Genomic DNA, 11349 nt, shown 5'->3' with positions numbered 1-11349 from the left:
ACTTCATCGCGTCCGGTTGTGATGCACAGCACATTTGTGCTTTCTTTGTATCCGAGGTCACAACGCGACGGGAGCTCCTATGGCCGCACCCCACAGATCGGGCAAGTACGTAGTCGTTGCACCGCGCGCGAACGGAGCCGTGCATTCACATCGGATACTGCTGGCCCTGGTCGTGGTGATGGCCCTCATCGCGGCGATCACCGGCGTCGTCGTCGCGGCGTCGACGGGGCACGCCACCGCCGCGCTCGTGATAGCCCTGGTGGCCGGCGGGTGGTTTTCCGCCGCCCTCTGCTAGCGACATGATCCGCCGGACCCTCACGAGATCGGCGCTGGTCGCCGCGTCGTTGGGCGCGCTGGCAGCGCTGACGCCGGCGGCCCACGCGGACCCCGATCCCATCTCGGTCGCGGCCTACCTGCACACGCTGAACGTCTTGCACGTTCCCTACGACGACCCGGGGCGAATGGTCGGCATCGGAGACTCCGTATGCCAGCAGGCGCGGGGCGGCACCGACTTCGACGCCATCTACCCCGCCGTGGCAAGCAACGGCTATGCCGCGGTGCAGGCGGGCCAGATCATGGGCGCGGCCGTCGGGACGTTTTGTCCCGACATGGAAGCACCGTTCGATCGCTGGACCAACAGCAACTCGTGACCGTCGGCGATTAAGGTGCGCTAGCGCCCGGGCAATACTTGATCCGGCCCAGATCGACCCACATGTTGGCGCGCTTGGCGGCCTGATCCGGATTCAGCCCGGTCACGCCCTGGTTGTTCGCCTGTTGCATCGCCCCGACTATCTGGGCGCGCGACCAGCCGTCAGCCATGGCTCTGCACATCGTCTGTTCGGTCTGCATCTCGTAGTAAGGCCAGTCCGGCGGGAATCCGATCGCGTCGGCGCGGGCGGTGGCAAGCGCGCCCGGCAGGAGCGCCGAAGCAACGACAACCGAGAGGCCAAGGAGCAGCGTTCGCGTGGCCGACAGGGGTGAATGCGACTGATGCACGGATACTTCTCCTCGATTCGGCGCCTTGATGACCCGCAGGGTCGATGAGTGATGACCTTCGCCCATCAATGTTAGGACCTGGGAGGCTGTTGGCGGCGGGAAGAGCCCCAGAGGAGTCAACATGCACCTTCGCTCGGATAGCCTTGGCCGGGGCCGGCGGCCGAGAGTTCCGGACGACGACGGGGTCGCACGGACGATCGGACACTTCGAATGATCATCCCAATTCTTGCGGGCCGCCCGCTGCACACCGATCACCTCGAGTGAGGTTCTGGCGATGAGATTTGTGTTGGCGACCTTGGGAACACGCGGAGATATCGAGCCTTGCGCCGCCGTCGGCCGGGAGCTTCAGCGGAGAGGCCATCGCGTGCTTATGGCGGTTCCGCCCAACTACATTGGGTTCATCGAGTCGGCAGGCCTCACCGCAGTCGCGCACGGCCGCGACCAAGTGCAGCAGAATGCGGAGATCGTCCGCAAATACGGGACGACGCCGCCACCAGTCCTCATGGCGTGGGAAATTCTCAGCGATATAAAGCAACTCTGGCCACAGTTGGGCACGGCGCTCACATCCCTGGCCGACGGCGCCGACCTGCTGTTGACGGACGCAGGCGAACAGGGGCTCGCCGCGAATGTCGCCGAACACTACGACATTCCACACGCGGCGGTGCACATCTACCCGATCCCGCCGGACCACGCGGGTTCGTCCATCACCAAAGAGGCTGAAGACGGCCTACGCCGGGCGCTGGGCCTCCCGGCGACGAGGCCCTCGACGCGGCGAGCGCTCGAGATCCAGGCCTACGACGAACTCTTCTTCCCGGGGTTGGCAGCCGAGTGGGCCGGATGCGGCGCCCGACGGCCGTTCGTCGGCGGGCTGACCCTCGAGTTGCCGACGGAAGTCGACGACGATGTCTCGTCGTGGATTGAGGCTGGGACGCCACCGATCTACTTCGGCTTCGGCAGCAGCGCACGAGTCGCGTCTCCCACTGACGTCATCGCGATGATCACCGACGCTTGCGCGCAACTCGGCGAGCGGGCGTTGATTTGCAGCGGCGTGAGTGACTTGACCGCGCAAACGGATTCCGCCGACGTCAAAGTGGTGAGCGCGGTGAACCACGCGGCGGTGTTTCCCGCTTGTCGGGCCGTCGTTCACCACGGGGGGCCCGGCACGACGTTCGCCGGCATCCGGGCCGGAGTCCCCACGCTGGCCCTCGCCGTATCGGTCGATCAGCCGATGTGGGCGAGTGCGGTCAGTCAACTCGGAGTCGGAATTGGCCGGCGCTTCCCCGACACCACCCTGGAGTCTCTCGTCGCGGATCTGCGGTCCATCCTCACCCCGCCCTACGTCACTCGGACCCGCGAGGTCGCCGCGCAGATGACCGCGCCCGCTCAAAGCGCCGCCATTGCCGCCCAAGCGCTGGAAGATGCGGCCGCTCGTGGCCCGTTGGCCGATCAACGAACGCCGCGGGACGCGGACTGATCCACGCGCGCCCGTCAGGAAGTGGCGGCCGAGGGTTCGATCTGGCTCTCCGAAACGCTCCGATACGACGGCAACCCGAAATCGGGGAAGGCACAGATGTCGGCACAATCTCGGACTCGCTCCGACCAGAAACCCTGATCAGCGGCCGACGTGCAGGCGTAGATCTTCATGTAGGTCGCCGCGAACGGGAACAAACAGCCGTTGCCAACCGCCTGCCAGACCGCCGCGGCGACGCCGGGAGTCTCGACACCTCGATAGTCGTCTATCGCGATCACGCCCCGGTTTGCCGTGTGGGTCACGGCGAGGGCGATGTCGTTCGCGACGCACCGGTAGCTGTGACAGCCGTCGATGTGGACGAAGCGCAGTGCCCGTTCTCCGAGGTCGAGCTCCGATGACTCGCAGACTTCGAGCGTCGGCCGGCGAACGTGAAACCGATCCCAATTGGCGAGGAACTGCTGCTGCTCCAGGCCCGAATACTGCTGGCGTGGGGTCAGCGACATGTCCGCGTGATCCATTACGGCCTCGAACAAGTCGCAGATCACCAGTTCTTCATCGTCGCGCAGACCGTAACCCATCAGGATGGCGGACTTGCCCTGGTATGCGCCGATCTCGAGCATGTCCCCCTTGATGTTTTCCGCCGTCTGCGACGCGAGCAGCTTGGTGAAGAGCTTGACATCGGCCTCGAAGAACCAGCCGTCGACGTTGTCGACTTCCTCGGCATAGAGGCTCCAGGCGGCATCGGTCATGTGCCCATCTTTCCCCAGGCGGCCTCGAGCGGCATGGCCGGATGTACTCCGGCCAACTTGCTGACCCGACGGTGTCGCGGCGACCGCCGCGTAGGTCAGAGTGCAATGGTCGCTTCAATCGATGCCCTTGGTCCTTACTCCTTGCATCGCTTCGGCCCTGACAAATCAGGCGGTGCTGGATGATCCTGCCTGTGGGCACGCGGCCGATCAGAAACGAGCTGGAATGTGGCAACCCCCACCTAACGCGATCTTGGTAGGCGTCGACGGCTCGGCGGCGGCACTGGGTGCCGTGCGGTGGGCGGCTCTGACTGCCGCGTTGCGCAACGTGCCACTGGCCCTGGTCCATGTCGTCGACGATCCGATGCCGGGGTGGCTCCAGTCAGGCGCGCCGGTGGGGCACTGGCAGCAGCACCGGGCGCGCGAAGTGATCACGTCGGCAATGCGGGTCGCCGAGGAGAGCGCCGGTGAACTCGGTCCCATTCAAGTCCACGGCGAGGTGATCTATTCGACCGCCATCGCCACGCTCGTCGCCCTCTCCAGAGAGGTGGAGATGGTCGTCGTCGGCTATCGGGGGTATCGCGGCGTGGTGGTTCGCAGCGTCCTTGGCTCGGTGAGTTCGGGATTGGTCTACAACGCGCACTGCCCGGTCGCGGTGATCCACGACGGGGAACCGCCGCTCAGCAATGTCGACCGGGCACCCGTGCTCGTGGGCATCGACGGATCATCGGCGTCGGAAGCCGCGACCGCGATCGCGTTCGAAGAAGCGTCGCGACGAGGCGTCGCCTTGATCGCTTTCCATGCCTGGGCCGATCCGCGAGTGTTCAACTCCAACAACGCTTTTCAAGATTCCAAGTGGGACGCCCAGCTGTCCGAGGAGGAGGAGGCGCTCGCCGAACGGCTAGCGGGTTGGCACGAACGCTATCCCAACGTGGCGATTCGTCGCAGAATCGAAATCGGTGACCCGGCCCACTGGCTGATCGAGGCTTCCGAACTGGCGCAACTGATCGTGGTCGGCAGCCACGGCCGTGGCGGATTCGCCGGCATGTTGCTCGGCTCGGTTGGGTCGGCGGTGGTCAACAGGGCGAAGATCCCTGTCATCGTTGCGCGTCAGCCCTGAGCTCGTCACCCACGCGGTTCGTAGGCCAGAAAACACTGCACCTGCCGCACCGCGTCGGGCCGGTTGACTCCCATATCCACTAATCTCTCGACGATTTGGGCCGGCGGCACGGCCCCATCCACATCCGTCTCGATCACGTGAACGCTGGGAAACCAGTTCTCCGGACGCACCCCGGGCGGCGGGGGTTGCACGCCGCCTCCGACGCAACGTGCGTAGCCCTCGATGCCATTGTCAGCGTGAGCAGACGCCACTACCAATACGACCGGCGCGACGAGCGATACGGCGATGGCCATGCCGACCGCCGCAGCCACACGGATGAAGCGCATGCTCGAATATAACCTCGCGCCGTTCAACCGAACACAGAAATCTTGCACGCACCGTGGCGCACACTCGGCGTAAGGTGACGGCGGGCTCGGAGGGTCGGAAGAAGCAGGCGGTGAACACTGCATCGGGGTTGACGCGCTTCGGGCGCCGGTTTGCCGCCGCGGCCGGAATGCTCGCGGCGGGTCTGGTGCTGGTGCAATGCACGGCCGCGGCGCCGCCGCGCGCGGCCGCACCGTCTCCGTCTGCGGCCGCCCTGTCATCGTCATCGGCGGCGGCCACGCCGCCGGCCAACCCGCCGCCGGCCGCCGCCGCTGCGACCGTGGAAACGGTCACCGCGGCCGAACTCGGTGCGACGTGGCGGCCGGGTTGCCCCGTCGAGCCGGAACAGCTGCGACGGGTCGACGTCGACTACGTCGGTTTCGACGGCCAGACGCACCGCGGCCAGCTGATCGTGCATCAGGACTTGGCGCCGGAGGTCGTCGTGATCTTCGAGCAGCTTTTCCGTCTGGGCTATCCCATCGAGAAGATCCGCACCGTCGACCACTACCAGGACGCCAATGACGAGTTGTCGATGGAGGACGACAACACGTCGGCGTTCAACTGCCGCCTCATCCCCGGAACCAACGAATGGTCGCCACACGCCTACGGCCGGGCGATCGATATCAATACGCTCGTCAATCCGTGCCTGTACGCCAGCGGGTATTTCGAACCGCAGAACGCGGCGGCTTACCTGGACCGCAGCCGCACCGACCCGGGACTCTTACACCCTGGCGATCCGGCGGTGCGCGCCTTCACAGATCGTGGCTGGCGCTGGGGCGGCGAATGGGCGGCTCCCCTTGACTACCAACACTTCGAGCGGCCCTAGAGGCCCAGGGCCTGGGCCGCGGCGGTTGCCACCTCACCCCGGATGTCCGAGATCGGTGGGCTGCCGCGCGTATGAATCGAGTTGGTGAGCAGAACGACGTAGGTGTCCGAGGCCGGGTCGAGCCACACCGAGGTTCCGGTGAAGCCCGTGTGTCCGAAACTCCCGACGGGAAAAACCGCTCCGCGTGGCATGGACAGCGGCGTATCGATATCCCAGCCGAGACCGAGCAGATTCTGCCCGGCGATAGCCGGATAGCGGGCGGCAAGCAGCGGATGCGCGGTCTTCGACCTCTTCGCGGCTGCCGCCCGCGCGGCGTCGTCCGCCGCCTTGACCTGTTGGTCGGTGTGTCCCGGCTGCTGCGGGGTCGTCATCAACTCCAAAGTCTGTTGTTGGAGCGGGAATTCGCTCGGCCGGCCCGCAAGCCGATCGAGCAGCGCCTGCGCGTAGACGCCGACATCGTGCGCCGTGGAAAAGACGCCGGCGTGCCCGGCCACCCCGCCCATGCGGCGGGCGGTCGTGTCCTGCACGGTGCCGCGCAGCAGACGGTCGAGGTCGGGATTCTTGGCCGGATCGGCCCGGCCTTCTTCGTCCCGCGCCGTGGGTGCGATGCGCGCCAGGATGTCCGTGTCCCAGCTGCCCGCGGGACACGGCTGCCCCTCGCCTGCCGTCGACGCGGCGGCCCAACCGACCGCGGCTCCCCTGACCGCGTGTGGACCGCATGCCTTGTCCGACGGGAGATAGCGGGTGTCCCGCAGGCCAAGAGGCGCGAATACGTGTTCCTGGACGTAGACGTCTTCCGCCTCGCCCGTGACTTTCTCGACGAGCGCGCCAAGCAGGATGAAATTGATATCGGAGTAGCGGAAAGACCCGCCGGGGCTCGACTCCAGCGGCGTCGTGAGCGCACGATGAACGCCTTCGGTCTTGTCGGGTGTGGCCAGTCCCCATGGATCCTTGAGTTCGACGTCGCCCGTCTCACCCGACGTGTGCGTCAGCAACATTCGAACCGTCACGTTTGCGCGCCGTGGGTCGTTGGCCGGGTTGAACTCCGGCAGATAGCGCTGCACGGGATCGTCGAACTGAACCTTGCCTTGTTCGTAGAGTTGCATCACCGCGGTCGCCGTCGCGAGGCTCTTGGTCAACGACGCCAGATCGAAGATCGTGTCCTCGGTCATCGGCTCGGCCGGTGCGGGCGACCCATCCAACCCCGGCTCGCCCGCGAGCTTGCGCGATCCGAAAGCCTGATCGAACGCAACGGTGCCGCCGTGGCCGATCAGGACCACCGCGCCGGGCAGCCTGTTGGCCGCAATAGCGTCGTTGATCAGTTTGGATAGGGGTGCGAACTCCGGTCCGGGCGGCTTTGCGGCCGGGGAACCGGGGGGCTGTGCGGCCGGGGAACCGGGCGGCTTCGCGGTCGGGGCGTGCGTGAGCTGCCAGGAATCGCCGGCCGCCGGGTGCGAGGCTTGACCACGCCCGCACGCCGCCACGACCACGAGCGCGACGCCCGCAACGGCGATGGCCGTCCGCCGACGTAGGCGCCAGCGGTCGAGCGAGCTGTTGCCAACCGTGCTGGCCCGTCCCATCGGCACGCCTCCCGACCTGCTTCTCCTCCTACGGCCAAAGCCTAGTGCGGTTTCTCGCCGAGCCATCCGGATTTGCCTGGATGGTTATTACGCGGTTTGTCGCCACGAATTCGCCTTGTAACCAACAACTCTCAGGCATTGACGCGCAGCACGGCGCGCATTTCAGGCGGCGAAGTCGCCGACGACCGTCATCTTGTTGCCGTCCGAGGCGGTGGCGAAGCCGGCCGCGGTGTAAGCGCAGTTCAAAATGATCGCCCGGTGCGGCGGGCTTTGCATCCACAGGTCGAGCGCTTGGTTGATGTTCGCGGCGGACCCGGTACCCCAGAAGACGACCTCACCGCTGTAGGGGGTGCGGTAGCCCGCATCCGTGATGCGCGTCTGCGGTGAAGAGCCGTCCGAGCCGATGTGGCCGTTGACCCCGTTGGTAAGCATGTCGTTGGCGTGCCGCTGCGCCGCATCGGTCAGGCGTGGGTCCTGGCCGATCGGCCCGCAGGATTGGCGAAGCCGGTTCACGCCGCTGTACAACGCCCACCCTGATGCGTCTGCGCGGGCGGCGATGTCAACGGTCCCGGGAGCCGTTGCGACCAAGGCGCCGAGCGAGAACACTGCGACAACCTTGACTTTCCTCGTCATGTTGCCTCTTGCCACACCGTGTATTTCGGGCCGCGGGAAGCAAGCGTTACCGTCTCGTGACCATGGGAGGTCCCCGCGATCGGTCCGTTTCGCGACGTCGACCCCCGTATCGTGGTGAGGCGTGTGTGAGCCCGCGTCAAGCCGGCCGGCCGTTGTCAGCCGCCGCCAGATGCTGGGACTGGCCGGCGGCCTCGGGGCGGCGGCCGTGGTCGGGCCGCGCTCGAAGACCACACCGACGGGTCCGACGTCGACGGCAGACGTCCGCCTGACCGCTGGGAGTTCGGCCCTGTTGCTGTGCCGGGACGCCTGGGGCGCCCGGCCGGCCCGCCCCGGGGGCAGGCGTCACACCATCACCCGGATGACCCTGCACCACGAGGCCGTGGCCCTCGGTGACAACCGCAACGCCCCCAACCACCTGCGCCAGGACCAGCGCTACCACCAGGATCAGCACGGATGGATCGACATCGCCTACCACGTCGGCGTCGACCGCAACGGCAACATCTACGAATTGCGGAGCACCGAGCTCGCGGGCGACACGGCGACGGATTACGACACGACGGGCCATTTCCTCGTCCTCTGCGAGGGCGACTTCGATCAAGAGGCGGTCCCCGAGGCGCAGCTCCTGGGAGCGGCTCGGGCATTCGCGTGGGCCGCCCAGACGTTTCGCGTCGCGACCACCACATTGGCGGGCCATCGGGACCTGGCGTCGACGTCGTGCCCGGGCGCCAACCTGTATGCGCACCTGACTTCGGGCGACCTGAAACACCGCATCGACGATCTGCTGGCCGCGGGCGGGGTGGACCTGCAGCGGTTCTGCGGACCCGACGCGGCGGCAAGAGTCGCGGCGATCGAAGCGGGGAACTGAGGTTCGTCGGCGCTTCAATTGCGCTGCGCGGGTTTGCTAGGGATGCTACGTTGCTGACCAATCGGTAGTTCGACCGGCCTTTGCGAGGCAACATGTTCGACTCTCGGATCGTGGCCGCGGCGCCCGCGGCCCTGGCGGCCGCCTGCATCGGTATGGCCAGCATATCGACCCTATCGGCGTGCAGTGGGGCGTCACCGTCGATACGCGCAACCGCTACCTCAGCTACCGTCGACGGCGGCCGGACGCAGGCCAGCCCGCCCAGCACCCGAGCGATTGCCAGCGGCGTGTACGGCGACCCGGACGCCGCCGCCGAGTTCTGGCAGCAGCAGTCGTATGAGGACAACTGCGGGCTGGCTTCGGTGGCGGACGTGGTTGGGGAGGTCACCGGGCACTCCCCGACCGAGCAACAGATCATCAAGCTGGCACAGCACACGCCCTCGTCGATCCGCGACGGCCCCATTTACGCCCCCACCGGCGACCCGGCTCACGACGGCCCGAACGGTGGCATCGACATGGCCGACACGGTGGTGCTGCTCGAGCACTACGGCATCAAGTCGCACATGACCTATGACAAGCACCCCGAAGAGGTGGGCCTGTCGTCGCTGGAGCAGTACCTGGGCGCGAACCGCAAGGTCATCGCGTGGGTCAACTCCGGAACCATCTTGAACTCCAACGACCAGCGCACGTCGGCCGATCATTTGCTGGTGGTCACCGGCATCGACACCGTCAAGGATGTCGTCCACCTCAACGACCCCTACGCCGATCACGCCAACACCAAGGTCAGCATCGGCACGTTCATGACGGCCTGGAAGATCGGACAGGAATCGATCGTCGTGACCGCGCCGCCCGGCTAGGGATTCGTCACTGTGTATCGCCCGGGCCCGCCGTTTTCATGGCGTTCGGCGCGGTGATGGGAGCCGTCGCGGTCGTGGTCGGGGTCGCGCGGCTCGTCGGGCTGGTGGAACTCGTGGGCCGCCCGGAGCTCGTCGTCGTGGGCGTTGTCGGAGTCGTGGGCGTTGTCGGAGTCGTAGGCGTTGTCGGAGTCGTCGGACTCGTGGGAGTCGTGGGCGTGGTACTCGCCAGGCCGGGACCTTCGCCGCACCAGTCCGCCACATCCTTCGGGTACTGCTCGATGGGCGGTGGGCAGCGCTGCCCCGGCGGGAAATTGGCGCCGGCGTTGAGCAGATCGCAAGGCACGTAGACCTGCTTGCCCGTCTGGGTGTTGGTCAGGCACTTCGTCGGCGGCGCACCGTGGGCCGCGACGGGAATGACGGCGGCCGCCGCCGCCACCGCGCCCAGTACCAAGGCAAGGCGGCGATAGGTCATGAAAAGCTCCTCGTTATAGCTGCGAGAGTTCATCACGATTAAAGCCGCTCACCCCTGGCGCAACGCAAATTACCGCCGTGAGCAGGACATTCTCTGTGGAGGTGTTCGAGAATCGAGCCAGTCTCACCGCAGATACGGGCGCCGGCCCCACGGCTCATTGCGTGCCGAAGGCGAAAACAGTCGTCGAATCGTAGGTCTGGCCGGGGTTGAGCGTGGTCGTCGGAAAGTTCGGGTGGTTCGGCGAATCAGGGAAGTGCTGGGTCTCCATCGTGAATCCCGCACCCTGCCGGTAGATATGCCCGCTGGTGCCGGTGAACGCACCGTCAAGGAAGTTGGAGGTGTAGAACTGCACCCCGGGCTCGGTCGTGGAGACGGTCAGCGTGCGCCCTGTCTGCGCATCCTCCGCCCTGGCCGCTTCCACCAGGCCTGCTTTGTCGCCCCGGTTGATCACCCAGTTGTGGTCGTAGCCGTGCGCCATCAGCAGCTGTGGGTCGTTCGCGGTGATACGCGCTCCGATCGCGGTCGGTGAGGTGAAATCGAACGGCGTGCCCTTCACCGGGACGATCTGGCCCGTCGGGATCTGTGTGGCGTCGGTCGGCGTGTAGTTGTCGGCATGGATGGTGACCTTCTGGTCGTACACGTCGCGCGTGTCCTCGCCCGCCAGGTTGAAGTAGCTGTGATTGGTCAGGTTGATCACGGTCGGCGCATCGGTGGTCGCGTGGTAGTCGATGCGTAGTTCGTTCTGCCGGTTCAGGGTGTAGGTGACGGTGACCGTCAGCGTCCCGGGGTACCCCATTTCGCCTGCGGGACTGACATATTGGAGTTCCAGGCCAACGCTGTCGCCGCCGTCGCGCCGGCTTGCCTGCCACACCTTGGTATCGAAGCCCGCGGTGCCACCGTGCAGGCTGTTGCCGTTGTTGTTGATCGGCAGGTGATACTCGTTGCCGTTCAACGAGAATGCCGCCTTGGCGATCCGGTTGCCGTAGCGGCCGACGAGCGCGCCGAAATAGGTCTTGGCGGATCCGGTGTTGTTCAGGTAACCGTCCAGGGTCGGAAAACCCAACACCACATTGCCGATGAGTCCGGTGCGATCGGGGACCTCGATCGACTGAATGATGCCGCCGTAGGTCAGGATTCGCACGCGCATGCCGTGTCCGCTGGTGAGCGTATAGCGGCGCACGGGCGCCTCACCCACCTGACCGAACGGCTCGCTGGTTATCGACGGCGGCCCTGCGGGTGCGTTGCCGCGGTCCGTGGCGGTGTTTGTCGTCGTATTGACACAGGCGGCCAAGCCCGCGACAGCGAGGACGGAGATCAGCTGAAACGGTCGCTTACCGCGCATGGGCGCCCCTCGCCTTCGTCCATTCGGAGTAACCGGGCGAAGCGTTCTGTCCAGTCAAACGAAAGGACCGCCAAGCGGCGA

14 protein-coding genes are annotated in these 11349 nt (G+C 66.3%); 7 read left to right on the top strand and 7 right to left on the bottom strand.

The window, feature by feature from the left end:
- The first annotated feature begins 139 nt into the window (after positions 1-139).
- Together A5691_RS07810 and A5691_RS07805 are read left to right on the top strand one after the other, a co-directional pair.
- A complete protein-coding gene (locus A5691_RS07810; protein ID WP_197499077.1) occupies positions 140-295 on the top strand; it encodes a hypothetical protein in 156 nt (51 codons plus the stop codon).
- Between the two features lie 4 nt (positions 296-299).
- Positions 300-650 (top strand): DUF732 domain-containing protein, encoded by a 351-nt coding sequence (locus A5691_RS07805; RefSeq protein ID WP_067756946.1) that lies wholly within the window; start codon positions 300-302, stop codon positions 648-650.
- A 10-nt stretch (positions 651-660) separates the two neighbouring features.
- On the opposite strand, the gene A5691_RS07800 is transcribed toward A5691_RS07805, so the two are convergent.
- Entirely contained in the window at positions 661-996 is a 336-nt protein-coding gene (locus tag A5691_RS07800) for a hypothetical protein (RefSeq protein ID WP_156670163.1), read from the bottom strand.
- Positions 997-1270: 274 nt separating this feature from the next.
- Here A5691_RS07800 and A5691_RS07795 point away from each other — a divergent pair, with 274 nt between their 5' ends.
- Entirely contained in the window at positions 1271-2470 is a 1200-nt protein-coding gene (locus A5691_RS07795) for a glycosyltransferase (protein WP_068015388.1), read from the top strand.
- A gap of 14 nt (positions 2471-2484) precedes the next feature.
- Here A5691_RS07795 and A5691_RS07790 read toward each other — a convergent pair whose 3' ends face one another.
- Complete coding sequence (locus A5691_RS07790; RefSeq protein ID WP_067756952.1) at positions 2485-3216, bottom strand: class I SAM-dependent methyltransferase; 732 nt, start codon at positions 3214-3216, stop codon at positions 2485-2487.
- A 223-nt stretch (positions 3217-3439) separates the two neighbouring features.
- Between A5691_RS07790 and A5691_RS07785 the strand changes: the two genes are divergently transcribed.
- Positions 3440-4333 (top strand): universal stress protein, encoded by an 894-nt coding sequence (locus tag A5691_RS07785; RefSeq protein WP_067756955.1) that lies wholly within the window; start codon positions 3440-3442, stop codon positions 4331-4333.
- Between the two features lie 5 nt (positions 4334-4338).
- Here the strand turns inward: A5691_RS07785 and A5691_RS07780 are convergent, their stop codons facing one another.
- Positions 4339-4659, bottom strand: coding sequence for a hypothetical protein (locus A5691_RS07780; protein ID WP_067756958.1), 321 nt, complete (start codon positions 4657-4659; stop codon positions 4339-4341).
- Between the two features lie 74 nt (positions 4660-4733).
- Between A5691_RS07780 and A5691_RS07775 the strand changes: the two genes are divergently transcribed.
- A complete protein-coding gene (locus tag A5691_RS07775; RefSeq protein WP_369827036.1) occupies positions 4734-5522 on the top strand; it encodes a M15 family metallopeptidase in 789 nt (262 codons plus the stop codon).
- Here A5691_RS07775 and A5691_RS07770 read toward each other — a convergent pair.
- Together A5691_RS07770 and A5691_RS07765 are read right to left on the bottom strand one after the other, a co-directional pair.
- Positions 5519-7102 (bottom strand): serine hydrolase, encoded by a 1584-nt coding sequence (locus A5691_RS07770; RefSeq protein WP_067782480.1) that lies wholly within the window; start codon positions 7100-7102, stop codon positions 5519-5521. The two genes, A5691_RS07775 and A5691_RS07770, sit on opposite strands and share 4 nt — an antisense overlap.
- A gap of 162 nt (positions 7103-7264) precedes the next feature.
- Complete coding sequence (locus tag A5691_RS07765) at positions 7265-7735, bottom strand: CAP domain-containing protein (RefSeq protein ID WP_197499074.1); 471 nt, start codon at positions 7733-7735, stop codon at positions 7265-7267.
- A gap of 121 nt (positions 7736-7856) precedes the next feature.
- Between A5691_RS07765 and A5691_RS07760 the strand changes: the two genes are divergently transcribed.
- Positions 7857-8600: an N-acetylmuramoyl-L-alanine amidase gene (locus A5691_RS07760; protein ID WP_231972854.1), complete on the top strand. Its 744-nt coding sequence runs from the start codon at positions 7857-7859 to the stop codon at positions 8598-8600.
- A 92-nt stretch (positions 8601-8692) separates the two neighbouring features.
- Positions 8693-9454 (top strand): C39 family peptidase, encoded by a 762-nt coding sequence (locus A5691_RS07755; RefSeq protein ID WP_067756967.1) that lies wholly within the window; start codon positions 8693-8695, stop codon positions 9452-9454.
- On the opposite strand, the gene A5691_RS28290 is transcribed toward A5691_RS07755, so the two are convergent.
- Together A5691_RS28290 and A5691_RS07745 are read right to left on the bottom strand one after the other, a co-directional pair.
- Positions 9451-9702: a hypothetical protein gene (locus A5691_RS28290; protein ID WP_067782477.1), complete on the bottom strand. Its 252-nt coding sequence runs from the start codon at positions 9700-9702 to the stop codon at positions 9451-9453. The two genes, A5691_RS07755 and A5691_RS28290, sit on opposite strands and share 4 nt — an antisense overlap.
- A gap of 378 nt (positions 9703-10080) precedes the next feature.
- Entirely contained in the window at positions 10081-11268 is a 1188-nt protein-coding gene (locus A5691_RS07745; RefSeq protein ID WP_067756975.1) for an aldose epimerase family protein, read from the bottom strand.
- Between the last annotated feature and the right edge of the window lie 81 nt (positions 11269-11349).

Origin of the sequence: Mycobacterium sp. E183 (assembly GCF_001667735.1) — a bacterium.
Taxonomy (GTDB): domain Bacteria; phylum Actinomycetota; class Actinomycetes; order Mycobacteriales; family Mycobacteriaceae; genus Mycobacterium.
The sequence above is the reverse complement of the archived record's forward strand: the minus strand, read 5'-3'. Positions and strand labels throughout refer to the sequence as shown.

Coding starts and splice junctions, on each gene's coding strand:
- A5691_RS07805 (WP_067756946.1), top strand. CDS start 300: ATGATCCGCCGGACCCTCACGAGATCGGCGCTGGTCGCCGCGTCGTTG.
- A5691_RS07755 (WP_067756967.1), top strand. CDS start 8,693: ATGTTCGACTCTCGGATCGTGGCCGCGGCGCCCGCGGCCCTGGCGGCC.
- A5691_RS07795 (WP_068015388.1), top strand. CDS start 1,271: ATGAGATTTGTGTTGGCGACCTTGGGAACACGCGGAGATATCGAGCCT.
- A5691_RS07745 (WP_067756975.1), bottom strand. CDS start 11,268: ATGCGCGGTAAGCGACCGTTTCAGCTGATCTCCGTCCTCGCTGTCGCG.
- A5691_RS07785 (WP_067756955.1), top strand. CDS start 3,440: ATGTGGCAACCCCCACCTAACGCGATCTTGGTAGGCGTCGACGGCTCG.
- A5691_RS07770 (WP_067782480.1), bottom strand. CDS start 7,102: ATGGGACGGGCCAGCACGGTTGGCAACAGCTCGCTCGACCGCTGGCGC.
- A5691_RS07765 (WP_197499074.1), bottom strand. CDS start 7,735: ATGACGAGGAAAGTCAAGGTTGTCGCAGTGTTCTCGCTCGGCGCCTTG.
- A5691_RS07780 (WP_067756958.1), bottom strand. CDS start 4,659: ATGCGCTTCATCCGTGTGGCTGCGGCGGTCGGCATGGCCATCGCCGTA.
- A5691_RS07790 (WP_067756952.1), bottom strand. CDS start 3,216: ATGACCGATGCCGCCTGGAGCCTCTATGCCGAGGAAGTCGACAACGTC.